This is a genomic window from Sporosarcina sp. 179-K 3D1 HS (assembly GCF_047228905.1).
Lineage (GTDB): Bacteria > Bacillota > Bacilli > Bacillales_A > Planococcaceae > Sporosarcina.
Map to the genome: position 1 here is coordinate 94,035 of NZ_JBFEGI010000005.1, position 24,709 is coordinate 118,743.

Genomic DNA, 24,709 nt, shown 5'->3' on the forward strand with positions numbered 1-24,709 from the left:
GGCGCCCGGAGCCTAGACGGAACCACTCTGGCTTAGTAGATTATCCACAGGCTAAGATTTTATAGTTTCCTAAGCAAAGAAAAAAGGACTGCCCATGGTGGACAGTCCTCTCTTGTTTATTAATGAATAACAGCAATCATACCTTGTTCTTCGTCGATTTGCAGCTGAATCCCTGCAGCAAACGGATCGATATTCAAGAAATCCTTTAGCCAAGAACGCAGCGCTTCAATTAGATGATACGTCTGCAAATTATGTTTCACTCCGTTCGCAAAGGCCTCGGCGTAATAGCCATTTACATCGTCGTACAGAAGTTCCACCTCTATGTCCTCGGGCTCCATAAACTCTTTGCGTGACATCAGCACGCAGACGGCATTAATAATATCCTGTTCGGGAATGATCAGCTTCTCCATGGATTGACATCTTCCTTCTTCTTTTTCTCTACCAGTAAAGTAAACACTTTACGGATCAGGAAAATTAAGAAAAGGATGGCGAGCATATTGATGGCAAATCCTAGAATGGAACCTAACATACCCATATTGGCAAACAAGCTACCGAACAGCAGACCCGCAAGTCCACCTACGAATAAACCTTTCATCAAGCCGCCGGAGAAGAACCCGCCTTTACCGTTCGGTGTATTAGTCGTCTTATTCGGAACGGTGGAATCGTCTTTTTTCTTTTCAATCTTGGAAGGCGCCGGTTTACTAGGGGCATTAAAGCCTTTCTTACCGGATTTATAGGATTTTGCCTCTGCGGTAATCATATTGTCTTGAAATAAGAAGTTTCCGGCAGGGGAAAGAATCAGAGTAATGGCGAGTAAAGCAGCAATGAGTTTTTTCAATTCAAATCCTCCATTGTTCGTTGAGTTTCGGTTGTAAGAACCTTCTATTTAATCATATTCTATTTACGTTAAAAATCAAAATAAAAATAGCAGGTTTTATTAGTTTTTTTCATTATTTTCTACTTTTTTCACATAGTTGTCTATATTTTCTCCTTTATGCTGATTCTAGTAGGATGAAACCACAATAAAGGCTTTAATGCTGTCCTGTGACCTATTTTTTATTTTCAATCATCTGAACAAATTTCGTGGAAGCCGAAGAGAGTGGGACCGTCTTAACATAACAGACTCCTATATGGCGCTTCGGTATTTCTTTGATAAGTTGCACTTCATGAAGGATACCCCGGTTCAAATAGTCCATGGAAAATTCCTTTGTTACGCAGGCGATTCCCAGATTGATTTTCGCGAATTCCAATAATAGTTCATGGGATCCCAGTTCGAATTCGGGTGCGATTTTAATTCCTTGAGATAGGAGGAAGTCTTCCACATAGTTGCGGGAGTTCGAGTTGGATTCTAAAAAGATTAATGGCAGTTTGACCAATTTTTCAAAATCCACAGGTTTGGATAAAATCTTTCTGTACTTTTCCCCATAGACAAAGGTATCCTGTATTTCGATACAGGGACCGAATTCTAAAGTAGGGTCATCGATCGGAAAATTGCAGATGCCGATCTCCACGTCTCCTGATTTCAGGAATGCGATAATTTCAGCAGTTGTCCCATTGGCGATCTTAAATTTAATATTGGGATATTGGGTATGAAACGCTTCGAGATAAGGCAGAAGAAAAAACTTGGAAATCGTATCTCCTACCCCGATTTTCAGTTCCCCCGCCATGAGATTCTTTATCTCCAAAATCTTCTTTTCGCCCGTATCGAGCAAGTTGAGGGCTGAATTTGCGTATTCAAATAACAGACTACCATCGCTCGTCAACGTGACTCCTTTAGGCGTCCGATTGAAAAGGCGGGTGTCCAATTCCCGCTCGAGCTGCATGATGGCCTGGCTGACGGCCGGTTGCGTCATTGACAAGTCGACGGCCGCTTTGGAGAAACTCTCGCTTTTTCCTACGACACAAAATACACGGTATAAATCCAGTTTACTTACCATATAAACTCTCCTTATGGCCATTATAAGATATATTAATTTTACTTATACCATGGATCCATTGTATAGTACATATAGATAGTGTTCAAATTAATGTTAACAGCTATAAGGAGCGATCATATTGGAAAAAGAAAGAGTCGTGGGAACTGTTTCGAGGGGTCTGCGCTGTCCGATTATTAATAAAGGCGACAACATCGAAGAGATTGTCGTGGATAGTGTGCTGAAAGCTTCTGAAGTCGAAGGTTTTTCATTCAATGATCGGGATATCGTATCCATCACTGAATCCATTGTCGCCCGGGCTCAAGGCAATTATGCAACGGTGGACGACATCGCCCAAGACGTTCAATCAAAATTTGGAGACGATACAATCGGTGTCATCTTCCCGATTCTAAGTCGAAATCGTTTTTCCATCTGTCTCCGAGGGATCGCCAAAGGAGCTAAAAAAATCGTTCTTATGCTTAGCTATCCATCGGATGAAGTTGGCAACCATTTGGTGGAGATTGATCATCTCGACGAAAAGGGAGTCAATCCATGGACTGATGTGTTAACGGAAAAGGAATTCCGTGAACATTTCGGATACAATAAACATACTTTTACGGGTGTCGATTACATCGAATATTATAAATCAATTGTGGAAGAAGAGGGCATCGAATGTGAAGTCATCTTCTCCAATAATGCAAAAACCATCCTACAATATACAAAAAGTGTACTAACTTGCGATATCCATACTCGTTTTAGAACAAAACGGATCTTGAAAGAAAACGGCGCAGAGAAAATTTATAGCTTGGATAACATTTTGGCAGAGCCAGTGAATGGCAACGGCTATAACGAGGAATATGGCTTGCTCGGTTCCAACAAAGCGACAGAAGACAACATTAAACTCTTCCCTCGTGACTGCCAGCCGATCGTTGACAATATTCAGCAAATGCTGTTGGAGAAAACCGGAAAGACAATCGAAGTCATGGTCTATGGCGATGGAGCTTTCAAAGATCCAGTAGGTAAAATTTGGGAGCTAGCAGACCCGGTTGTCTCTCCAGCCTTCACGGCAGGCTTGAATGGTACGCCAAACGAAATCAAATTGAAATACTTGGCGGATAATAACTTTGCCGACCTCCGCGGGGAGGATTTAAAAAGAGCAATCGCTGACTTTATTGAAAATAAAGAGGATGACCTTGTAGGATCAATGGAATCCCAAGGGACCACTCCTCGAAAATTGACGGACCTCATCGGCTCGCTCTCCGACCTGACTTCGGGCAGCGGCGACAAAGGGACACCGATTGTGTTCATTCAAGGGTATTTTGATAACTATACGAAATAAGGTGCCAGACACTCAAACAATCATGTATTGAACCAAACATGATTGTTTGAGTTTTTTTGTTTGTTTTGGTGCCTGTCACCAAACTCAATCTTTTTCCAGCTCGTTGCGCCATTTTTCCTTCCATTCATTGACTTTTTGATCGATTTCCTTTTCAGCGGCGTCAGCTTCTTCTTCTTTTTGCTCCACGATTTCTTTAAAATGTGTATTGCGGAGCTCTTTCATTTCCTTCGAACGATCTATCACTCTTTGGGCATTCTCTTCACTAATCAATTCGCTTCGCTTTAATAGGTAGGCTGCATCGCTGATTCGGATCGACTCCCGATCGGAGAGATTGGTCAGCAGACTATAGGTATTGATAAGATCTTCCTTAAAGTGGACTGATTCATGAAGTTTCACGCCTTGCTGTCCGATCACTTGGAAGATGCTCGGCTTCCACTTTTTCAACAGGACTTCTTCAAACTCGGATGGGTCCCGAACGGTCGCATACTTGCCGCCACCGGCTTCGGCCACTTGTTTCAACTGGTTTTGCCCTTCATCGTCTACATCGAACCCGATGATGTTGACCTTGGCTTCGATATTACTTTCATTCAGCTGTTTCGCTGCCGCTACCGGATCGCCGCCGCAAGTTTCAATCCCGTCACTGACGATGTACACAATATTCCGATACTCTCCATTTCCATACGGCTCTAGTATCTTGTTCGCTTCTTCGATTGCTCCTGCCAACGGCGTCCATCCGCTTGCCTGGAATGAATTTAAAGCCCCTTGGAAATCGGTTTGGTTGTATGGGCTCAATGGGTAGACCGCATCAATGGTTGTACAGGACAACTGCTGATCGGACTGGTTGCCGGTCCCTTTATGGCCGTAAGCTAGAAGGGAAACGTGAACTTCATCGTCCAGTTCTTCTGTGAATTTCTCGATAGCTTCCTTAGCCAGTTTCATTCTGGACACACCTGCTAGTTCAGCCTTCATACTGCCGCTCGCATCCATTAAAATGACGACGTTCGTTTTCGATCTTTTCACCATTTCGATCTCATCCTGTCCCTCGGGCAATTCCGGCATTTCAAAGCCATGCTCGATGGCAAGCAGCTGGTCATAATAAGCTTGATACTGTCCCGAACCTAACTGGTAGACCAGATAATCATAGATTTGATCACTGTCTAGATCTTTCTGTTCTTGGAAGTATGAAGGCAATTCCTTTTCCATGACTTCCGTGAATGTCTTGTCGTAGTAGTTCATGTACTGTGTAAAGTTAACCGTCCGTGCCGCCTCGATCTCAGGGTCCATATGGGCTTGCACCAATTTTCCAGGCTGTTGTGCGAGCATTCCCTCTATGTCCGTTGCGGCAACAGGAATGTCACCTTGCGTATCCTTCTCGTTTTCTTCTATCTCGGCCGATGCCACGGGTTCTCCATTTGGATCCGTCTTTTCCTGGCACCCTGTGACAAACAGACTGATGAAAACCAAAGGCAATAATGTATGTATGCTCTTTATTTGAAACATCGTCATCCCCTCCTTCATATTCTTATTTACGTATTGAAAGCAAAGGAGTTTCTGAGAATTTGTTCCTTATTTTAGCCCTATGAGAAAGGCATCAGTGTGCATTGCACATTAGCCAAAATAAAAAACGCCCAGGCCGTGGGTATTGGCCTAAGACGCGATAAACCTTTTTAGAATGCTGAACGAACCCTCTTAATAAACAACATGGCCAAGAGACCGAGGATGGCTAAATAACCTTCTACTACCCATATACTAATGATCCCGACTTGATATAAAGCTACCGGGAAATCGATTACAGCATGAAGGAGAACAGCGTACATCACATAGCTGAATTTACGCTTGATTACACCTAGCAGGACAATCAAACTAAAAGCAATCTGCATGAACACTGCAAAGAAACGTTCGACAGTACCAAGCAGATAGAAAGTAGGACCTTGCGTCAGAACGGTTTCCTTTATGCCAGCCAACTGGTCGCTTGGCACTTGGCCTCCCAGCGTAGATTCCAGCGAACCCGCATTAATCAGAAAAGCGAATAGAATATTCGGCACCATGACCATCAGCATGAGCAGCACCGCCTCGATGCCGCCCCACCCGATACCAAAAGAGATTCCTCCTTTGTAATCATGGTATTTCTTCAATAGCCATGTGAACAAAACAAATCTGCCAAGCTCCTCAAAAATGCCGGCGGCCATGCCCCCATATATTCCGAATAGGATGGGATAATCCGCATAGTTTGGGAAATTCATCAGAACGATGACATGCAATACCTTCTCCAAAATTTGAGTGAAGACAATGAACCCGACACTTCCTAGAATCAAAGGTTTTACGGAGATGCCCGTTCTTTTCCTATAAAAAAGGATCAGCCCTCCGAATAATAAAAACGAAAAAACGATGGGCACAAACATGAAAATGATGGTTGTATGGCTGACCATAATTAAATCGTCTCCTTTACCAGGTGACTATGCTCGCCCAACCAGGTGTCCAGATGATGAAGCAGTTGTGGATGAATCGGCTTGCTAATGTTTTGGATATAATCCTTTTTAAAGTTTGATATGGACATCGGCTTCAACTGCTCCTTCAGGCCGTGGTCCATGTTATCGATGACGACACAAGTGACACTCCCTGACGCATGTTCCGGAAACCTCTTCAAATATTCGAAACTTGTATGGAAGTCTTTTGTCCCGTCTATGGCCAAAACCGGACAAGCAATCTTTTGCAGCCCCTGGATCATATCGTACGCAAAATGCTCCCTGAAATATTTGGCCGGCATTTTAATGAACCCGTATAACCGGATGAGATCCTTGTCAGTTGAAAACAACTTTGCATACAGATCTTGTGTTTTCTTTTCGCTCTTCTCGACAGTCTTCAATTTATCAATGAGGAAGCCTTTCAAACCTGTTTCCTTCTTCATTTCTTCATACAACAGTTGACGTTGATAAGCTAAGCTCTCCTCTAGACCGGCTCCGCCTCCCGATAAAAAGATCAAGCCGTTGACGGGGCGCTTTTCATTCAATGCAGTCCCTACAATGCACCCCTCGCTATGCCCTAACACGATCAAACGGTTTGGATCCACTTTCGGATGGCCTGCTAAAAATTCCAGTGCTTGTTCTGCATCGTTGACCGCGTCCCAAAGTCCAGATGTTTCGAAAATCCCTTCGCTTTGTCCGACTCCTCGCTTATCATAGCGCAGTGTGACAAAGCCCCTTTCAGAAAGATGCTCCGCCAATTCCCGATAAATATTAAATTGGAATTTCCCCCGAATGGCGTTCCCGTCCCGATTTAATTTTCCCGAACCTCCCAATAGTAGAATGGCCGGCAAAGAACCGTTCTCCGTTATTGGAATTGTCAGGGTACCCCTTAACATGGCCACGTTTCCAAACATCACTTGTTGATTCTCCCACTCCATACAATCCGCTCCTTTTACTTATTTTCTGTCGTCACGATGGTTGTCATCGTCCGCCTGCGCCTCTGTTCTGTAGCTTCATTCCCCAGCAACTTCATAAATTCCGCTCTCATCGTTTCCGTAAATTCCCTTAATTCCTCATCGGATGCGTAAAAGGTCATTTGCCGGTAGCCCGCGCCGTCTCGTAGCAAATCGAACTCCTCCTGGTGAACATATCGTTCAAAGTCTGCCAGCACCGTTACCATGAATCTCATAAAGGCATCCATATGCTCCTCCGCCGACCATGCAGAAAATTCTTCGACAGAAATAGAAGCCGACGCTTCAGGCAAGGAATACACTTTTTCTACGGCGCCTCTTACAGGATATTCTCCAACCACCTCAATCACATTCGCATCCAATAATTTTTTTAAATGACGATAAAGAGTCGCTTGCGGGACATCCTGAAGCCTTTCCCCAATCTGCTGAACTGTTAGTTTTCTACCATTAATCAATGTCTGTATAATTCGCATTCGTACCGGATGCAGAATGACATCCGATTTAGAATTCTTCATGTTGACTCCTTTCACCATCACCTTTATCGAAAATGATAATGGTTCAGCTAAATAAAATAAGGTCTTTAACCTTTATCAATTTTGATAATAATAAATAAACGTCCACTTGTCAACAATTTTTGGAAATATTTTCGTCTGAGATCGTATTTCTTTTTTGACCGCAGAATCCTCCTCTTTATTACAAAGAATTAACATAAACATTACAACTCTTTTCATAATGTAAGATTTATTGCAATATCCCGGGGTAAATAGAAGGTGTAAGCAAAATAATGAAGGAGGATGTTAGGATGAAAAATGAGAAACGTTTTGTCGGATTGTTTCATAGTGAATCAGCGCTAATGGATAAAATGGATCAACTTCGAACAGAAGGCTATTCTGAAGATAATATGTATGTCATTGCCAAGGATGAGACGAATCTATCGATGTTACGCAGCCGGACATCCGCGGAAGTGGAGACAGCCCATGAAACGTGGCTGGACCGTTTCATGAATTTCATCAGCGGGGAAGACCATGTCTGGAGCATGTTCGACCGTTTGGGAATCGATGAGGTCGAGGCTAGACAATATACGAATGATATTAACAACGGTGCCTTGTTGTTGTATGTCGATGAAGGGGAAGCCTATCGACTGTATGAAGGGGACCGCGAGTATTTCAGTGCCCACAATCATGGCATGAATCCGAATATAGAACGAAGCGGCACTTACATGGCAGACGATATGGATACCGATAGTATCGATACAAGCCAACTTGGACGAGTGGGCGCGGAGGCCTTACTGGATCGTACCGACTATGAGACGCCTCCTAGCTATGGAATGACCGATGAAGAGCGGATGCTTCTTCGGGAGGAGCGCCTTCAGGTGAATAAACGTGACGTGGAAACGGGGCATGTCTCCTTGGAGAAGGATGTCGTGGAAGAGCGTCAATCCATGGATGTACCGGTATCGCATGAAGAGGTCCGGGTGGAGCGCCGCCCTGTCATGGATGGGGATGTCTACCGAGGTCGGGCCAACATCATGGAGGATGATGAGTCCATTCATATCCCGATTACCGAAGAACGTCTGGAAGTGACGAAGAAACCGGTCGTGACCGAGGAAATCGTCGTGAGTAAGCGGGATGTGGAACGTATGGAGACGGTGGAAGACACAGTGAAACGCGAGGAAGCCCGTTTGGAACGTGACGGAGATGTCGAAGTGGATGGCGTGTTCGATGAAACTCGTTCCAAATGGGACAACCTATAAGACCTTAATTTAAAGCAGGACTGTCCAAAAAGGGCAGTCCTGTTTTTCGATTGGACGAAAAAAACCCTAAAATCCGATTTGCGATTCTAGGGATCTCTATATCTTTTTATAATAAACCACTTTGTTCACTCTTTCATTTTCACATCTGCATTTTCTCAAGTTCGATTTTCTTCAATGCGACTTTTGATATTTTCCCTGCCGCAGTCATCGGAAATTCGTCGACAAATTCCAGTTCACGGACTTTGGAATAGTGGACGACCCGCGTATTGATAAACTCCAGCATCTCCTGTTCAGTAACAGTCGCCCCCGCTTTCAAAATGACGAACGCTTTTGGGATTTCCCCGACCGTTGCTGCCGGTTTACCGATGACAATAGCATTCATGACATCCGGGTGCGTCACAAGAATCTCTTCAATCCGGCTCGGATAAATATTGTAGCCGTTATAGATGAGCATATCCTTCTTCCGGTCGATAATGGATAAATAGCCGTCTTCATCGATAATGCCAATGTCTCCCGTGTGCAGCCACCCGTTTTTAATCGTCGCTGCCGTCTCTTCCGGCCTTTTATAATAGCCTTTCATCACCTGTGGACCCCGGATGCAAATTTCTCCGCCTTGATCGGCAGGTAAGGGCTCCTCACTAATGCCATCCGCAGATACGACCTTAATCTCCGTATTGTACGTTGGCAATCCGACAGTGCCGAGTTTAGAAATGCCCCCTTTTATACAAACGCTCCCTGCGACAGAGGCAGTTGCTTCTGTTAGCCCATATCCTTCACCGACTCGTGCATTGGGAAACGTAGTTAACAGTCTTTTCATTTCTTCTCTAGACAACGGGGCCGCCCCTGAGCTGACATTCCGTACGGAAGAAAAATCATATGTCTCAATATCCAGCCTATTCATCAAGACATTCCACATCGCAGGTGCTCCATTGATAGAGGACACTTTATATTTCTCGATGAATTCCAGGAATTGAGCAGGTTCGAAACGGTCCGGCAAGATAGTCGTCGCTCCTTGAGCCATAGGCGACACAATCAAACCGATGCCCCCCGTAATATGGAATAGCGGGGAAGGGCTTAGTCGGATTTCCTTACCGAATGAGATTAAATATTTATCAATGTATTTGGCTTCTTCCTTTTCAACCGGAACAAACAGCAGGGCACCGTCTTCTTCCACCCGTGGCAGGCAACCCGCAGTCCATGCGGCAATTTGGGCGATGTTACTCACCAAATTTTGATGCGTAATCATGACACCTTTCGGGCTCCCCGTCGTTCCACCTGTATAGGCGATGTGCACCAAGTCATTTTCCGGATCAATCCCCGGGTCGAATTCCTCTTCGCTGTTGGCGGCTTTCAAGGCCGCGAAGCTACTCCAAGCCTCCCCGTAGGACGATGGGTCGACCGGATTGTCATTTGAGAACATTTCCTGGTCTCCGGTAAGAATAACTCTTTTCAACTCGGTCTGGTCCATCACCTGTCGGACCGCATCCGCCACCGCTTCATGTGTGATCACGACTTGCGTATCGGAATCAAGGAGCTGGAACAGCAAATCAGCCTGCGGAAGATAAGGATTGATCGGGGAATAGGTGGCGCCGGCCAGCACAATTCCATAATAGGCAGCGATGTACTGGGGACAGGTCGGCAAATGCGTGGAAACGACCGCCCCTTTTCCAATGCCCATCTCCCGCAGTGCATTCGCAAAACGGAAGGATTCTTTATAAATCTCTTCATACGTAATCCGATGGTCGCGATAAATATAAGCGACTTGCGACCCGAACTGTTTGACGCTCCCTTTTAATATGGCGCTGACGGGCACATTCGGAATCTCGATTTCCTCCGGCATGGCTTCATCATAATTTCTGTCCTTCGTCATATCAACTTTCAAATTTCACCGCCCCCATCTATTTTAAGTGGCTGCTTCCTCTCTTACATTTCAATGACACAAGCTTTCTCATACGTATACTCCAATGCCGAGTCCGTCCCTTGCCCACTGGCTTTCACGCCACCAAACGGTAAGTCCGCTCCCACGCGGGCATACGTGTTCACCCAGACGTTTCCGGCTTCCATCGCTTGGACCATCCGGTGGGCCCGACTCAGATTAGTTGTCCAGATGCCTGCTGCCAACCCGAATGCCGTGTCATTGGCGAGTTCAATCGCTTCTTCTTCCGTGTCAAAAGGCATGACGACTGCCACGGGACCGAATATTTCTTCCTGACAAACTCGTTTCGTATTGTTCTCCACTTTCAATAGCGTCGGTTCGATCCAATACCCTTCCGCCATATCCGCCTGATCGGGAATTAAAACATCCCCGCCATGACGGCCGCCAAAGATGATTTCAGCCCCTTCTTTCACGCCGATTTCAATATAAGACCGGACCTGTTCGTATTGGGAGGCTGTCGCAATTGGTCCCATCGTCGTTTCCAGATTCATCGTATCACCTAATTTATTAAGTGTCGTATCTGTCATCCGCTCTTTCATCCGCTTGACGACTTCATCAAAAATTGACCGTTGAATCAAAATCCGGGAACCGCCCACACAAATTTGGCCGGCATTGCCCGTGAATATACTTCCAATTGTAATGCCGTCAATCACCTTATCCAAGTCGGCATCTTCGAACACGATATTCGCAGACTTTCCTCCGAGCTCCAAAATGAGAGGCTTCGGTCGACTCGAGGTGGCTTTGGCAATCGCTTGGGCAGTCCCTCCCGAACCCGTCAAACTCACTTTATTGACCTCTTGGTGGCTGACTAACACATCACCCAGCTCCCTCCCCGATCCACAAACGACATTGACCACGCCCGGTGGGAGGATTTCATTGAGCAGCTCCGCATAGCGCAAGGAGGAGACGGCTGCCTGTTCAGACGGTTTGATCACGACCGTATTACCCGCAGCAAGTGCGTATGCCGCTTTGATCGTAAAAGTGAAAAGGGGAGCATTCCATGGGGCAATCCCGACGACAACGCCTAATGGCTCGCGAAGCGTGTATCCGAAACTCGTCGGACCGACTTGAATCGTTTCGCCCCGACTGGCAACAGAGGTTGCCCCGGCTGCGTCCACCCATAATTGTTGCAAGACAGGAATCAAACCATATGTCGTTTCCCGGATCACCCAGCCGTTATCTTGCGTTTCTAATGCAGCCAACTCTTCTCCATGTTCACCAATCAGATCGCCGACACGGCGCAAATAGTCGGCACGTTCACTGGCAGGCAAGGCCTTCCATCCCGGAAATGCCTTTCTTGCTGCCTGAATCGCCGCCTCCGCATCCTCCTGCTTACTCTTTGGAATCTTGGCCCACGCTTTGCCCGTTGCGGGATTGGTACTTTCCACTGTTTCACCTGTAGTAGCGGGGATTACTTTGCCATCTATTAAATTGTAATACTCCTTTATTTCCGTTGCGATTGTCAATGAAATTCCTCCTTTTTTATATGGCGGTTACCCTATCGACACAACGTCCCGTTCGCTTTTCTTAGCTGACCAATCCAATCCTTCCGCAATATGGCCCCGAGATTTCCGGACGGATCCCAAGTAATTTTGGTAGTAACGAGCCCGTTTTAAGAACAAATGGCAATCGATTTCTTCAGTGAATCCAATCCCTCCATGAATCTGGATATTATCCGATGCCAGACGGATGAACGCTTCTGTATTGAACGATCGGGCACTGTGAACAGCAGCCTTCCGGTCATCCGTTTGATTTTCGACCGCCCAATTTGCATAATAGCTGAGTGAACGGGCCGTTTCCAAATCCAATTTCATATTAACAATCCGATGCTTGATCGCCTGAAAACGGCCTATCGGTTGGTTGAATTGAATCCGGATTTTCGCATACTCTGCCGCCATCGAAACAATTTCGTCCATTGCCCCGACCATTGAGGAACTCAACGCCGCATTGAACGAAAGCAGGCCATCTTGTAAGATGTTCCATCCATCGCCCACTGCCCCTACCACTTGCGACTGCGGTACTTTCACTTGATTCAGCGTCAATTCCACGACATGTTGGGTTTCATCTAGCACGTTCAGCTTTCGCATCGAAACGCCCTCGACCTGTTCGATTAGAATCAAGGAAAGCCCTTCTCCTTTGCTCCCTTCAGCAGTCCGCACCAAGGCGAGAAAAACATCCCCGCAAGGAACAAGCGTCTTGACGCCATCGATAATGAAATCGTCCCCGTCCTGCTGGGCCCGACATGTAATTCCATCGGGATCATAGCTTTTCCCCGCTTCCAACCAAGCAAGCGTTGCGGTTATGGAACCGCTTGCAATTTCAGGCAAATATTTTTCCTTTTGTGCCTCAGTTCCGTACTTTTCTAATAAAGGAACGGCCAAGGCCAATGTTTCCACGTGGACGCCTGGCACAAGGGCCCTTCCTGTCTCTTCGAAGAAGGGAATTAAATCCAATGGGCCCAACCCCAGTCCATCATATGGCTCGGACACTGGAATTGCTGTACTGCCGAGCTCGGCTAACCCGGCTGACACTTCCTCGGCGACTGTTGTATTTCCTTTGATGAACTCCCGTGCCACGTCTGTTCTGCCTACATGATTCAAGTACTTCTTCAAGGTTCCACGGAACAGCTCCTGGTCTTCACTTAATGAAAAATCCATACAGATTCACCTCTCCTTCCCTTAACGGCCCAAGTCTTTTGGCAGCCCGAGTATTCTTTCACCGATCGTATTCCGTTGAACTTCACTTGTTCCTCCGCCGATCGTGACGCCAAATGAGCTCAAGAAACCTTCTTGCCACGCTTTGCCAGCCAACGCATCCTCTTCCACCAGCACTCCATGATGGTCCTGGATGGTAACAGCGAAGTCGAACAGTTCTTTTGTCAGTTCACTAACGAGCAGTTTATCCAAGGAGCTTTCGGGTCCCGGCCGCCCATTTTTCAAGGTATGGGTGATGTTCCGGTAATAGGTCAAGAGGGCACCACGGATGCGTGCATACAAACTCGCCATTTTATCCTGGATGAACGGGTCCTCCACTAGCGGCATTCCGTCAATCTTCACTTCTTTTGCCATATCGACAAGATCGTTATATTGTCTTTCCAAGGTGAAGACTTGTGCGGCGATACCGGACCGCTCATGCAGCATGAGGGCGATGAGCACCGCCCAGCCTTTGCCGACTTCTCCCACGATATCCGAGTCATAAGCGATAGCATCCGTTAAATAGACTTCATTGAATTCCTGCTTGCCATCCATTTGAATGATAGGGCGCGTTTCCACCCCCGGTTGATCCATATCGAGCAGGAAGACGGTAATCCCTTCATGCTTCTTTTCGGATTGGCCCGTTTTAGCGAGCAGGAAACAGCGATCCGATAAATGGGCAAAGCTCGTCCATACCTTTTGGCCGTTGATGACCCATTTATCGCCGTCTTTCACAGCTGTCGTTTCGATGGCTGTTAAATCCGACCCGGCATTCGGCTCCGAATACCCTTGGCTCCATACATGTTCACCCGTCAGGATCTTTTCGATGTACTGCTGCTTTTGTTCCTCCGTCCCCATTTGCATCAAGGTCGGCGCCACCATATGAATCCCGACATAGTTCACAAGAGGAGGAGATTGAACCCGCACCATTTCCTGATGATAAATAATTTCTTCCATCAACGTGGCATCCCGGCCACCATACGCTTTCGGCCAAGATATGGCGGCCCAGCCTCCTTCGTATAAAGTCCGTTGCCATTGTCGTAGAAATTGGGAGTACTCTTCTTTGTCTTGCGGCAATTCCCGGTTGCCGGCTAACCAACCATCCGGCAAATGTTCCTCCAACCAGGTCCGTAATTCCTGCCGGAAATCCACTTCTTGTTCCGTAAAAGTGAAATCCATGAACTCACATCCTTTCTCAATCAGTCGGTTTCCATTGTGGTAATGCCCGCTCTTCTGTAATGTCCTGCCAGATCATCTGGACGGGCATGCCGATTTGGACATCTTCCGGCTTGCACTCGAGCAGATTGCACATGATCCGGACTTCCGGCCTGCCATCGAGTGCCGCTTGCGCGATGATGGTCGGCAAGTCATGTTGGAAGCCGGGAAGAAATGGTCTATAGGAAATGATGTAGGAATAAAGAGTCGCCTTGATATCTGATCCGAGATTTTCCCATTCGACGGCCTGGCTCCCACATTTCGAGCATGCAGGACCGGGCGGGTGCAAATACGTTTGGCAATCCGTACATTTCTGAACTGCTAACTCATGACGGTCGGCCGCATCCCAGTAAGGTCGGTTATCCTCCGTTTTTAACGGTATCGGTTTTTCATATTTTGTATTTATGGTCATTGTCAAACCTCCTAGTTTCCAAGAATCATGGCGCCTGCCAGATCCGGACCGCTCCATCCGGTACAAATTCCGACTTCACAATTTTCCACTTGGCGATCGGACCCTTTGTATTCATGCCGCAACTGCCTGACGATTTCCAGTACATTATTCATGCCATGTGTATAGCCTTCCGCCAGCATGCCGCCCGCCGTGTTGGTCGGTAGCCTGCCCCCGATCTTCAAGTTCCCATCGGCAACAAAATCCCCGACTTCCCCGCGAGGTGCCAATCCATACGCTTCCAGCTGACGCAGCACGACCCAGCTGAAACAATCATAGATGGCGGCCACTTGGATATCCTCCGGTTTGACGCCTGCCGATTTGTAGAGCGCCGGGGCTACGTGATCTGCCGCGACTTGGTCGAGATCGGACCAGTAATGGGCATGGGGATGCGTTTCCCGCGGCGTGATCCCCATAATATAGACCGGTCTTGATTTACAATCTTTCGCACGTTCGGCCGATGTGACGATAATGGCATTCGCTTCGTCCAGTTCCAAGCAGCAATCGTGAATATTGAATGGAGAGCTGATATCCGGTGTATTCAAATACTCTTCCATCGTGAGGGGTTTACCGTTCAGATGAGCCTTCGGATTGCGTTGCGCATGTTCGTAAAAATCGATGCACACTTGCCCGAGATGCTCTTTTTTCAGGCCGGTTTGGTGCATATGGCGTGTCGCGAATATGCCGAACCATTGGGATGGGCTGGCCGATCCATATGGAATGATGAAACTGCCACCCGGCAAAGCGTTCTGCAGCATATTCGGATCATAGCCTCGACCGACGAGTTGACCCGAAGCCCCATTCATCGATCGATAAATCAAAACAGTATTCAGCATACCCGCCTCAATCATGCCAATCGCATCCCCGATCAGCATTTCCGTACTACTGCCGCCCCCGCTTATATCTTTTACATACTTGGGCCGAATACCTAAATAAGTAGCGACCTCGTGAGATGTACAGGAGTCTCCTCCTGTTGAATAATTCATGATGCCATCTATATCTGCCGCCTCCAGCCCCGCGTCTTGCAAGGCGTTACGGGCAGCCACCAAAGCCATATGGAGTGGCGTCGTTCCCGACTTTCTGGAACGTTCATATTCCCCGACCCCGACAATGGCGTATTTATTGGATATCTTATCCATAGGTAACCCTCCTGTTTATCAATTGCGTTTCAAATTTAATTTGTCGGCAGGATCCTCACCTAGGAGGTTCACTTACCGAAAGCGCAGAATGGCATTCCCGCTGCCAACCACTTCTCCCGGTGCCTTCTCCGCATATAGTTCCAAGCGGACAAATTGTATCCCGTCCCCTTCGTACAATTTGTCCACCTTGCCCTTGCAAGTAATTTGGTCGCCCGGTCTCGTCACGGCTCCGAATCGCATGTTAAACTGTGCGATTTCAGCCTGCTCACCCGCCAGTTCCATGACGTACTGTCCCAAGAACCCCATGACGAGCATTCCGTGAGCAATCACTCCATCCATTCCGATGCTTCGGGCAAATTCATCATCTGTATGCAGTGGATTGAAGTCTCCCGAAGCCCCTGCATATTTCACCAACTGCACTTTGGTTATAGGGGGCTTTGTCATCGGTTCCAGCTCCTGGCCTTCTTTCAACAAATCCGGCTTGATTGATAAATCTGTAGTCATAATGCACCTTCCCTCACTTTGCAGGTAATGGTCGATAAATGATATTGTTCCGTGAAATCGCTACCAATTCACCGGTTTCGTCTTTTATTTCCGTATCCAGCACTAAAAACTGCATCGGCCCGCTTTTTCCCTCGCGCTCATACAAATCGGATACAACCATTTGACATTGCAAGCGATCCCCTAACCGAATCGGCCGATGGTAGATGAACTCTTGCTCTCCATGAAGCATTCGCCGATAATCCAAATCGAGAGGAAAATCACTTCCTTCGTTCAATGCAATAAGAAAGGTCGGCGGAGCAACGATGCCCTGGTATGGCGTGCTTGCTGCGAATTCTTCATCTACGTATAAGGGATTATCATCTCCGATGGCTTCCGCAAATTGCCGGATATGTCGCTTTTCCACATCAACTCTATAGGGTTTGCCTTTCAACCCAACTACACTTTCATCCAAGTCCACATCTAGCACCTCCAATGCTCATTACGATTTCTAAATATTCACCATAGATAAAATCTTATGCCAGCTATATAATTAAAACAATGTGCGACTATACACAAATAACTTATTTTCGATGTAGGTATTTACATTAATTAAAAGGAATTGAGGAAATTTTGAAGTAATATTGCTTTAGCAGCCATTTCAAGGAGGGGTATTCATTGTTTGATCTTCAGTTCTTCGAATCCTATTTACACGACAAAGGAATCCATTCGGCATTTCAAATCTGGGAATCGACATTCGAAAATCCAGATGGTCGTCCCATCAGAGAAAATGAACAGATGATCATCCCCCAATCGCCCAAGCCTCAGTCACTCCATCCTTCTCTACAACAGATTACACACGATGGACAAACGATGGTTTACTTCATCTACTCGGTGGATTATCACCTAATGCTTTGTTTTCAATGTGAATATCAATTCAGTTTGCAAGATTTGCAAGTACTCTATCATTTGCTGTATCCGCTCCATACCAATTATGTCGTCAACAGTGGCAAAGCCAAGCTGAATACCATTATCGAAACTATTAGCGATACGACGTCATCTCTTGATTTGGAAGAGGTGTTTTCAAATATATTGGTAAACACGTTGGAAGTTATTACAAACGCGGATTATGGGACGCTATGGTTCTATGATCCCGAATTGGACCGACTTGTATGCGAAGCATCGGAAGGCTTTCTGTTGGATGAAATATGGCATATGCAGTTTGAAGTTGGGGAAGGACCGATTGGGCATTCCTTTGAATGGGGGGTACCTCTGCTCATACAAGATCCTTCTGAAATTAGCAAAAAAGGGATTAAACGAATTTCTGAGGAAAACGAACGGCTTTGGGACCGGACTTCCGATTATTTCACTACAATCAAATCCGTTTTAGCGTATCCTATTTTTGTGGATGGAAAAGTGGAACGTGTCATGTATTTGGGGCAATTAAAGACAGATCATTTATTGAACGAACAAGATTTATGGTTATTGAAGGTGTTTACCACACAAGTGGGGATCGCGATACGAAATGCCAGGCAATTCGCTGACATCAAGGAACTGAACAATCGCTTGATTAAAAGGGATCACATCCACTCCACTTTAACGAATTTGTCCATCCGGAATATGGGAGCGGAAAAAATCGTGCAGGAACTCGGCCGCATGGTCGGGCAAAAATTGCTGTTTGTTGACCTGATGGAACAGGAATGGTTTCCCGCAAGTAAAAAAATCCCCCATGACGTATCATTTAAAGATTTGTTGAAAATTGCGTCGGAGCCCAGGGAATCGAATCAGTATGAATTGACACATGAAGGCGAAGTGACGCATCATTTATATCCCATCCGTTCAGGAACCGTCATCTTGGGCTGTCTCATCGTCGACGCCCAAAAGCCTCTGAACCGATTGGGTCAAATGGCACTGGAACAAGGAACCTCCGTCCTTGCGCTGGAACTGGTACAGAAGCAGAACATTAGTGAATTTTATTATAAACATCAACGGGAGCTCTTTAACAGCCTAATCCAAATGAACGATCCGACTGTCCGTCTCCAAATTGCTTCAGAACTCGGGATACAGGAAGAAAGCGAGTTTGCCACGGCAGTGTTCCAATATACCGATTATACGGATTCTCAATTGCTCGAAGCGTATGTACATCGCCTGATTGCGCAAATCAAAAAGAATGCGGCGCCTTACATACAAACCATTTTCGGGTATCAGAACAAAGTCATTGTTCTAGCCTCCCTGCCTACGCCTTCGGACCGAACAACATTTGAAAAACGCGTGAACGAATTACTGGAGGAGTCGGCAGCCACCAAAAAATTCAAACTGAGTGGGGGGATGGGGTCCATTTATAAAGGCATTCATTTGATTGGAAAATCGTACCAAGAAGCACTAACCGCGTTATCCAATCCGGCTTCCCGGCAAGTCAGAAACCGGATCGTAAAGTATTCGGATATCGGCATCAATCGCCTCTTTACCAATCAAAACACAGAAGAGATTAACCGGTTCCTCATCGAAATTTTCGAGCCGTTGGAGTTAGCCGACAAGACGAACCAGACATTGGAAAAAACACTATTGACCTATTTCGATTGCAACCGATCCGCTGTCGAAGCCGCCCAGTCACTGCATATCCATATCAACACACTGTATCAGCGGCTCAAAAAGATAGAAGATTCCTTACAGCTCTCCTTCAAAAATCCGGAGGACGTCCTCCGACTTCAACTAGCTTGCTATCTAAAACAATCGTTGGGTATTCAATAAGGGTGCCAGGCACTAACACAACTTCGACGCTATTCTGAATTGCGTGCGAGTTGTGTAGGTGACTGGCACCTTTTTAAAATTTTCATTGACAACTGGTGTAGAGGGCTATAATATAGTCGATATTGATAATCATTCTCATTATGAGATGTGGAGGTGGAACGATGTCTCGTTTATATACAGAGGGGTTACATATTGGCTATGACGAACGGTTAATTGTGAAAAATCTCAGCATCCATATACCCGATCATAAGATCACGACCATTATCGGTCCAAATGGATGTGGAAAATCCACGCTGCTAAAAACGATGACGCGAATCATTCCTCAACAAGCTGGCACAATTGTGTTGGATGGCGCTGATATTTCCAAAGAACATACAAAAGTCCTCGCTAAAAAAATGGCGATCCTTCCGCAAACCCCGGAAAGTGCTAGCGGCTTGACTGTCGGGGAACTAGTCTCCTATGGCCGTTTTCCTTATCAAACCGGCTTCGGCCGCCTGACGAAGAAAGATTACGAGGTCATCGATTGGTCCTTGGAAGTCACCGGCACGAAAGATTTCAAATTCCGTCCCGTCGATTCACTATCGGGGGGACAGAGACAACGTGTTTGGATCGCCATGGCGCTTGCACAAGAAACGGATATCATCTTTCTCGATGAGCCGACGACTTATTTAGATATGGCCCATCAATTGGAAGTATTGGAGCTGTTACAAACGCTTAATGTCGAACAAGACCGAACGATTGTCATGGTCCTCCATGATCTGAATCAAGCCGCCCGTTTTGCCGACTACATCATTGCGATGAAAGACGGTGAAATCGTCAAAGCGGGAACTTGCGAAGAAGTGATCCATCGAGATGTGCTCAAACAAGTTTTCCATATCGATGCAGAAATTGGGCGCGACCCGCGTACCAACAAACCGATGTGTCTTACTTATAACTTATTAAAAGGAGAACAACCTAGTGAAAAAACTACTATTCATTCCATTCGTCCTGCTGTTCGCGTTGGTTAGCAGTGCGTGTAGCAATGGTTCGACAGAAAAACAGGACAACGCAACACCTGACGAGAAAAAGGCAGACACGGTCATATATGAATCTGAAAATGGTCCCATTGAAGTACCGGCCGATCCGCAGCGGGTCATCTTGCTGTCCGGATTCACCGGCAACGTAATTGATCTGGGCGTAAATGTGGTGGGAGTCGATGTCTGGTCCAAGATGAATCCAACGTTTGAGGAAGAGTTACAAGACGTGGAAGAAGTATCAGATGAAAACTTAGAAAAAATCATTGAGCTGGATCCTGATTTGATCATTGGATTATCCACTACTAAAAATATTGATAAATTAAGTGAAATTGCCCCTACTGTCACCTATACATGGGGAAAAGTGGACTATCTGACGCAGCATGTAGAGATTGGCAAGCTGTTGAATAAAGAGAAAGAAGCGCAAGCATGGGTGGATGACTTTACAAGCCGTGCGGAAGCAGCCGGCGAGGAAATTCGGGCGAAGATCGGTGAAGACGCGACCGTTTCAGTCATTGAAGTTTTTGATAAGCAGCTATATGTTTTCGGTGACAACTTTGCACGCGGAACGGAAATCCTTTATCAGGCGATGAAATTGAAAATGCCTGAGAAAGTGAAGGAAATGGCTTTGAAGGATGGGTATTATGCGATTTCGACTGAAGTGCTTCCGGAGTATATGGGCGATTATGTCATCATGAGCAAGTATGCGGACGCGGATTACTCTTTCCAAGAGACCGATACGTATAAAAATATTCCGGCCGTTCAACACAATCGGGTGTTTGAAATGACGGGAAATGGCGCCTCCTTCAGCGATCCGATCACTTTGGAACGCCACCTTGAATTTTTCAAGGATTCATTTCTAAATAACTGATGTTCACAGAGGAATTCTTATGAAGAATTCCTCTTCCAATATTTCATGATAGAAAAGATGAGAGACTGATGACGATTGAAACGCAACGCTCCATTCCATTCGTATATAAACTGATTATGGGAATGCTCCTTTGCGCCGGGATGTTCATGACATCCCTTCTCTTGGGGGCCGCCGACATATCGGCAAAGGATGTTTGGCTGGCCCTTACCTCAACGACGGCTGCGGGCGGTCCCATCTCGATCATCCGTGAAATCCGCCTGCCCCGTGAAATCGGGGCCTTCTTTGTAGGGGCCGCACTTGCCGTGGCGGGGGCGGTCATGCAAGGGATGACCCGGAATCCGCTCGCTGATCCGGGGCTCCTCGGGTTAACTGCGGGGGCCAATGCGGCACTGGCTTTAACCATTGCGCTCCTACCCTCTGCCAATTATATCTTGATTACGATCGCTTGTTTCATAGGCGCGGCAATCGGAACTGTGCTCGTTTTTGGCATCGGTTCCCTGAAAAAAGGCGGCTTTTCCCCTTTTCGGATTGTCTTGGCCGGAGCCGCAATCTCCGCTTTTCTATATGCGATCGCACAAGGTATCGGAATTTATTTCAAAATCTCCAAAGATGTTTCAATGTGGACAGCGGGTGGGTTGGTCGGCACATCGTGGAGCCAGCTGCAAGTGATTGTCCCTTTTATCCTAGTGGGGTTGCTCTTATCGGCGTTACTCTCAAGGCAACTGACCATTTTGAGTTTAAGTGAAGAAGTCGCCGTTGGACTGGGACAAAGAACAGCAAGAGTAAAAGCGATTCTTTTTCTTGTCGTCATCCTTCTTGCCGGTGCCTCAGTCGCCTTGGTCGGGAACATGGTATTCATCGGTCTGGTCGTTCCGCATATCGTCCGGGCATTCGTCGGGACTGACTACCGTTATATCATTCCCATGTCTGCTGTAGTCGGTGCCATATTCATGCTTTTTGCAGATACGGTCGGACGTACCATCCATTCTCCCTACGAGACCTCTGTAACTGCCATTGTAGCCATTATCGGCTTGCCTTTCTTCCTTTTCATTGTCCAGAAAGGGGGTAAAGGATTCTCATGATCCAACCCGGGTTAATTAAAAAACAGCGAATTCTCATAGGTAGTTTACTTGCGCTGATCGTTATTACGAGCGTTATCGGGATGGGTTTGGGATACTCCGCTCTGTCGTATGACCGGCTCCTCCCCACCATGCTTGGACAAGGAACCTTTAAAGAGGAATTTGTCTTATTTTCGATCCGATTACCGAGGATTGTCATCACCCTGTTAGCGGGCATGGCCCTTGCCTTGTCAGGGTCGATTCTACAGGGAATCACACGGAATGATTTGGCGGATCCCGGGATCATCGGCATTAATTCGGGGGCGGGCGTTGCCATCACCATCTTCTTTTTGTTTTTGCCGATAGAGGCCGGCTCGTTTGTGTATGTGCTGCCGCTTGTCGCTTTTGCCGGCGCTTTTATCACCGCATTACTGATATATGTATTCTCCTATAAACGGCATGCGGGCGTTCAGCCTGTACAGATGGTACTCATCGGGGTCGGCTTTTCCATGGCGCTTTCCGGGCTCATGATCGTGCTCATCTCATCGGCAGAACGTGAAAAAGTGGACTTCATCGCCAAATGGCTCGCGGGCAATATTTGGGGGGCCGATTGGCCATTTATCTGGGCGTTCCTCCCGTGGCTCATTCTGCTCATCCCCTTTACGTTATACAAGGCCAACCGCCTGAATCTCCTGGGACTGAGCGAACCGGTCGCCGTCGGGGTAGGGGTATCCATTGAAAAGGAACGAATCGTCTTGCTGTTGACGGCTGTGGCTCTTGCGGCTTCGGCAGTCTCGGTGACGGGCAGCATCTCCTTTATCGGCCTCATGGCTCCTCATATCGCAAAAGCTTTAGTCGGACCCCGGCATCAGCTTTTCATCCCCATCGCCATCTTAATGGGGGGATGGCTGCTATTGGTCGCGGACACAATCGGAAGGAATGTGATTGAGCCCGACGGCATTCCGGCAGGCATTATGGTTGCGCTGATCGGAGCACCCTATTTCATCTACTTGTTAATAAAAAAATAGCACAGAAGAGTCCAATTCGATTAGGAGTTGGACTCTATTCATTTCGCTTCTATTCTACAAAAAAATCCTTCCACATAGGCCCTTCCTCTTATATAATTAAGAAAAAATCCCATGTAGAGGAGAAATTCCAATGCACGATTCTACTGTGCAAAAACCGGTTTGGGCTTGGCTCGTTTTGATTGGCGGCGGACTTTTTGCTGTTACGGCATTTCCAGGCATATTTGTAATGCTGTTGGTCCCCTTATTCCGATGGCAAGAACTTTCCTTCTTCTCCATCCTTTTTATGACTTTGGCCATTTGCATCTTAGTTGTAGTGATATGGGGAATGAAACGTGCTTGGCAAGCCATAAAGGCGTATAGATTAATAGACCCAAGCTCTCTAACCGTCCTGCCGGAAGAATTAATGCCTGTGCGGAAAAAACCGATTTGGCCTTGGTTCGTCATCCTGCCCGGCGCCTTCGTCATTATCAGTACAGGACCGGGAGTCATCATGCTTCCGATCATGCCTATCTTTTTAGCAGGGATGTCTACCGATTCGGGGGACACCCCGGAATACGTACCACTTCTCATCTTTTTTGGTGGATACGGAATCATTATTGGATATATCATCCTGCTGATTTTTGCCATTCGGGCACTTCGAATGAAATAAGTGGGAAATTATTTACGAATCATATTACGGTAGAATTGGATAGAAGGATAGAATATAGGAATTGCTAAAATGAAGTACGGGAGGAATGACATTGAAAGAAATAGAGGTTTATCATTATGACGCTTTTTCTACAGAGCCTGGGAAAGGGAATCCAGCTGGAATTATCCTGAACGGTGACGACCTATCTACTGAAGAAATGCAGCATATAGCAAAAGTGGTCGGCTTCAGTGAATGTGCATTTCCAATACGGTCAGATCTCGCAGATATACGAATCCGGTATTTTACACCCGGTTATGAAACGCCACTTTGCGGGCATGCGACAATGGCTTCCATTGCCGCTCTCCTTGATCAAAAAATCCTTCCTGAAAAAGAAAACTATTTAATTGAAACGTTAGCCGGCGTCCTCCCGGTAAATGTCTCAAAGGAGGATGCCTTTTACCAAATTCGTATGCAGCATGCAAAACCGCAGTTCATCAACTTTGAGGGTGTCGTAGAGGATCTAGCTCAATGTCTCAACATTCCTACTTCCGCAATTGATTCAAGATATCCAGTTGTATATGGGAATACGGGTCAGTGGACGTTATGCGTTCCCATTAAGGAAGTCGAGCTATTTAAGCAAATGAAACCTCAAACTGATCGCTTCCCTGACATCTTAAAGGAGTTGCCGAAATCATCCATTCATCCGTTTAGTCTTAAAGCATTAAACGAACAAGCGGATCTCCACGCAAGACATTTTTCGTCGCCGTACTCAGGTACAATCGAAGATCCCGTCACTGGTACAGCATCCGGTGTGTTAGGTGCCTATGTTGCAACTTACATCAAGCCTGAAGAAAAAGAAAAATACGATATCATCGTAGAACAAGGTCAGGAAATGGGGAAAGATGGACGTGTGATTGTTCACATCGATGCACAAGATGACCTTAGCATTGCGATTTCAGGAACAGCTGTATTTGTCGAGGAAATCAAAATAACTATTTAACATGATAA

At 46.5% G+C, this 24,709-nt stretch carries 24 protein-coding genes; 9 read left to right on the plus strand and 15 right to left on the minus strand.

The window, feature by feature from the left end; all coding sequences use genetic code 11:
- Positions 1-119: 119 nt before the first annotated feature.
- The 3 genes from AB1K83_RS08850 to AB1K83_RS08860 all read right to left on the minus strand — a co-directional run bounded on the left by AB1K83_RS08850 (position 120) and on the right by AB1K83_RS08860 (position 1,937).
- Complete coding sequence (locus tag AB1K83_RS08850) at positions 120-410, minus strand: DUF2653 family protein (RefSeq protein WP_413057822.1); 291 nt, start codon at positions 408-410, stop codon at positions 120-122.
- Positions 398-838 carry a hypothetical protein gene (locus AB1K83_RS08855; RefSeq protein ID WP_413057823.1) on the minus strand — a complete coding sequence of 147 codons (441 nt, stop codon included), beginning with the start codon at positions 836-838 and terminating at the stop codon, positions 398-400. The genes AB1K83_RS08850 and AB1K83_RS08855 overlap by 13 nt, the downstream gene beginning before the upstream one ends.
- A gap of 211 nt (positions 839-1,049) precedes the next feature.
- Positions 1,050-1,937, minus strand: coding sequence for a LysR family transcriptional regulator (locus AB1K83_RS08860; protein WP_413057824.1), 888 nt, complete (start codon positions 1,935-1,937; stop codon positions 1,050-1,052).
- A 118-nt stretch (positions 1,938-2,055) separates the two neighbouring features.
- Between AB1K83_RS08860 and AB1K83_RS08865 the strand changes: the two genes are divergently transcribed.
- Positions 2,056-3,252 carry a coenzyme F420-0:L-glutamate ligase gene (locus AB1K83_RS08865; RefSeq protein WP_413057825.1) on the plus strand — a complete coding sequence of 399 codons (1,197 nt, stop codon included), beginning with the start codon at positions 2,056-2,058 and terminating at the stop codon, positions 3,250-3,252.
- 84 nt (positions 3,253-3,336) lie between these two features.
- Here AB1K83_RS08865 and AB1K83_RS08870 read toward each other — a convergent pair whose 3' ends face one another.
- The 4 genes from AB1K83_RS08870 to AB1K83_RS08885 all read right to left on the minus strand — a co-directional run bounded on the left by AB1K83_RS08870 (position 3,337) and on the right by AB1K83_RS08885 (position 7,203).
- On the minus strand, positions 3,337-4,752 hold the full coding sequence (locus tag AB1K83_RS08870; protein WP_413057826.1) for a vWA domain-containing protein: 1,416 nt from the start codon (positions 4,750-4,752) through the stop codon (positions 3,337-3,339).
- A gap of 167 nt (positions 4,753-4,919) precedes the next feature.
- Positions 4,920-5,681 (minus strand): YhfC family intramembrane metalloprotease, encoded by a 762-nt coding sequence (locus AB1K83_RS08875; RefSeq protein WP_413057827.1) that lies wholly within the window; start codon positions 5,679-5,681, stop codon positions 4,920-4,922.
- A 2-nt stretch (positions 5,682-5,683) separates the two neighbouring features.
- Positions 5,684-6,655 (minus strand): alpha/beta hydrolase, encoded by a 972-nt coding sequence (locus AB1K83_RS08880; RefSeq protein WP_413057828.1) that lies wholly within the window; start codon positions 6,653-6,655, stop codon positions 5,684-5,686.
- Between the two features lie 14 nt (positions 6,656-6,669).
- Positions 6,670-7,203 carry a helix-turn-helix domain-containing protein gene (locus AB1K83_RS08885; RefSeq protein WP_413057829.1) on the minus strand — a complete coding sequence of 178 codons (534 nt, stop codon included), beginning with the start codon at positions 7,201-7,203 and terminating at the stop codon, positions 6,670-6,672.
- Positions 7,204-7,490: 287 nt separating this feature from the next.
- On the opposite strand from AB1K83_RS08885, the gene AB1K83_RS08890 reads away from it, so the two are divergent.
- The gene (locus tag AB1K83_RS08890) at positions 7,491-8,441 is read left to right on the plus strand and encodes a YsnF/AvaK domain-containing protein (protein WP_413057830.1); all 951 of its coding nucleotides are present in this window, start codon (positions 7,491-7,493) and stop codon (positions 8,439-8,441) included.
- A 139-nt stretch (positions 8,442-8,580) separates the two neighbouring features.
- Here AB1K83_RS08890 and AB1K83_RS08895 read toward each other — a convergent pair whose 3' ends face one another.
- The 8 genes from AB1K83_RS08895 to AB1K83_RS08930 all read right to left on the minus strand — a co-directional run bounded on the left by AB1K83_RS08895 (position 8,581) and on the right by AB1K83_RS08930 (position 16,833).
- A complete protein-coding gene (locus tag AB1K83_RS08895; RefSeq protein WP_413057831.1) occupies positions 8,581-10,323 on the minus strand; it encodes an AMP-binding protein in 1,743 nt (580 codons plus the stop codon).
- Positions 10,324-10,364: 41 nt separating this feature from the next.
- A complete protein-coding gene (locus tag AB1K83_RS08900) occupies positions 10,365-11,843 on the minus strand; it encodes an aldehyde dehydrogenase family protein (RefSeq protein ID WP_413057832.1) in 1,479 nt (492 codons plus the stop codon).
- 27 nt (positions 11,844-11,870) lie between these two features.
- A complete protein-coding gene (locus tag AB1K83_RS08905; RefSeq protein WP_413057833.1) occupies positions 11,871-13,034 on the minus strand; it encodes an acyl-CoA dehydrogenase family protein in 1,164 nt (387 codons plus the stop codon).
- A 21-nt stretch (positions 13,035-13,055) separates the two neighbouring features.
- Positions 13,056-14,249 carry an acyl-CoA dehydrogenase family protein gene (locus tag AB1K83_RS08910; RefSeq protein WP_413057834.1) on the minus strand — a complete coding sequence of 398 codons (1,194 nt, stop codon included), beginning with the start codon at positions 14,247-14,249 and terminating at the stop codon, positions 13,056-13,058.
- A gap of 16 nt (positions 14,250-14,265) precedes the next feature.
- Positions 14,266-14,697, minus strand: coding sequence for a Zn-ribbon domain-containing OB-fold protein (locus AB1K83_RS08915; protein ID WP_413057835.1), 432 nt, complete (start codon positions 14,695-14,697; stop codon positions 14,266-14,268).
- A gap of 11 nt (positions 14,698-14,708) precedes the next feature.
- Complete coding sequence (locus AB1K83_RS08920) at positions 14,709-15,872, minus strand: thiolase C-terminal domain-containing protein (protein WP_413057836.1); 1,164 nt, start codon at positions 15,870-15,872, stop codon at positions 14,709-14,711.
- Positions 15,873-15,944: 72 nt separating this feature from the next.
- Positions 15,945-16,376, minus strand: coding sequence for a MaoC/PaaZ C-terminal domain-containing protein (locus AB1K83_RS08925; RefSeq protein WP_413057837.1), 432 nt, complete (start codon positions 16,374-16,376; stop codon positions 15,945-15,947).
- 13 nt (positions 16,377-16,389) lie between these two features.
- Positions 16,390-16,833: a MaoC family dehydratase N-terminal domain-containing protein gene (locus AB1K83_RS08930; protein WP_413057838.1), complete on the minus strand. Its 444-nt coding sequence runs from the start codon at positions 16,831-16,833 to the stop codon at positions 16,390-16,392.
- Positions 16,834-17,030: 197 nt separating this feature from the next.
- Here AB1K83_RS08930 and AB1K83_RS08935 point away from each other — a divergent pair, with 197 nt between their 5' ends.
- The 7 genes from AB1K83_RS08935 (at position 17,031) to AB1K83_RS08965 (ending at position 24,701) form a co-directional block, all read left to right on the plus strand.
- Complete coding sequence (locus AB1K83_RS08935; RefSeq protein ID WP_413057839.1) at positions 17,031-19,103, plus strand: helix-turn-helix domain-containing protein; 2,073 nt, start codon at positions 17,031-17,033, stop codon at positions 19,101-19,103.
- Between the two features lie 161 nt (positions 19,104-19,264).
- The gene (locus AB1K83_RS08940) at positions 19,265-20,110 is read left to right on the plus strand and encodes an ABC transporter ATP-binding protein (protein WP_413057840.1); all 846 of its coding nucleotides are present in this window, start codon (positions 19,265-19,267) and stop codon (positions 20,108-20,110) included.
- Positions 20,061-20,987 carry an iron-hydroxamate ABC transporter substrate-binding protein gene (locus tag AB1K83_RS08945; protein WP_413057841.1) on the plus strand — a complete coding sequence of 309 codons (927 nt, stop codon included), beginning with the start codon at positions 20,061-20,063 and terminating at the stop codon, positions 20,985-20,987. The genes AB1K83_RS08940 and AB1K83_RS08945 overlap by 50 nt, the downstream gene beginning before the upstream one ends.
- Positions 20,988-21,055: 68 nt before the next feature.
- The gene (locus AB1K83_RS08950; protein WP_413057842.1) at positions 21,056-22,069 is read left to right on the plus strand and encodes a FecCD family ABC transporter permease; all 1,014 of its coding nucleotides are present in this window, start codon (positions 21,056-21,058) and stop codon (positions 22,067-22,069) included.
- On the plus strand, positions 22,066-23,073 hold the full coding sequence (locus AB1K83_RS08955; RefSeq protein ID WP_413057843.1) for a FecCD family ABC transporter permease: 1,008 nt from the start codon (positions 22,066-22,068) through the stop codon (positions 23,071-23,073). Before AB1K83_RS08950 ends, AB1K83_RS08955 begins: the two co-directional genes overlap by 4 nt.
- 130 nt (positions 23,074-23,203) lie before the next feature.
- On the plus strand, positions 23,204-23,722 hold the full coding sequence (locus AB1K83_RS08960) for a hypothetical protein (RefSeq protein ID WP_413057844.1): 519 nt from the start codon (positions 23,204-23,206) through the stop codon (positions 23,720-23,722).
- Positions 23,723-23,813: 91 nt separating this feature from the next.
- Complete coding sequence (locus AB1K83_RS08965) at positions 23,814-24,701, plus strand: PhzF family phenazine biosynthesis protein (RefSeq protein ID WP_413057845.1); 888 nt, start codon at positions 23,814-23,816, stop codon at positions 24,699-24,701.
- Positions 24,702-24,709: the final 8 nt, after the last annotated feature.

Coding starts and splice junctions, on each gene's coding strand:
- AB1K83_RS08850 (WP_413057822.1), bottom strand. CDS start 410: ATGGAGAAGCTGATCATTCCCGAACAGGATATTATTAATGCCGTCTGC.
- AB1K83_RS08860 (WP_413057824.1), bottom strand. CDS start 1,937: ATGGTAAGTAAACTGGATTTATACCGTGTATTTTGTGTCGTAGGAAAA.
- AB1K83_RS08870 (WP_413057826.1), bottom strand. CDS start 4,752: ATGTTTCAAATAAAGAGCATACATACATTATTGCCTTTGGTTTTCATC.
- AB1K83_RS08875 (WP_413057827.1), bottom strand. CDS start 5,681: ATGGTCAGCCATACAACCATCATTTTCATGTTTGTGCCCATCGTTTTT.
- AB1K83_RS08880 (WP_413057828.1), bottom strand. CDS start 6,655: ATGGAGTGGGAGAATCAACAAGTGATGTTTGGAAACGTGGCCATGTTA.
- AB1K83_RS08885 (WP_413057829.1), bottom strand. CDS start 7,203: ATGAAGAATTCTAAATCGGATGTCATTCTGCATCCGGTACGAATGCGA.
- AB1K83_RS08890 (WP_413057830.1), top strand. CDS start 7,491: ATGAAAAATGAGAAACGTTTTGTCGGATTGTTTCATAGTGAATCAGCG.
- AB1K83_RS08905 (WP_413057833.1), bottom strand. CDS start 13,034: ATGGATTTTTCATTAAGTGAAGACCAGGAGCTGTTCCGTGGAACCTTG.
- AB1K83_RS08910 (WP_413057834.1), bottom strand. CDS start 14,249: ATGGATTTCACTTTTACGGAACAAGAAGTGGATTTCCGGCAGGAATTA.
- AB1K83_RS08915 (WP_413057835.1), bottom strand. CDS start 14,697: ATGACCATAAATACAAAATATGAAAAACCGATACCGTTAAAAACGGAG.
- AB1K83_RS08920 (WP_413057836.1), bottom strand. CDS start 15,872: ATGGATAAGATATCCAATAAATACGCCATTGTCGGGGTCGGGGAATAT.
- AB1K83_RS08925 (WP_413057837.1), bottom strand. CDS start 16,376: ATGACTACAGATTTATCAATCAAGCCGGATTTGTTGAAAGAAGGCCAG.
- AB1K83_RS08940 (WP_413057840.1), top strand. CDS start 19,265: ATGTCTCGTTTATATACAGAGGGGTTACATATTGGCTATGACGAACGG.
- AB1K83_RS08950 (WP_413057842.1), top strand. CDS start 21,056: ATGACGATTGAAACGCAACGCTCCATTCCATTCGTATATAAACTGATT.
- AB1K83_RS08955 (WP_413057843.1), top strand. CDS start 22,066: ATGATCCAACCCGGGTTAATTAAAAAACAGCGAATTCTCATAGGTAGT.
- AB1K83_RS08960 (WP_413057844.1), top strand. CDS start 23,204: ATGCACGATTCTACTGTGCAAAAACCGGTTTGGGCTTGGCTCGTTTTG.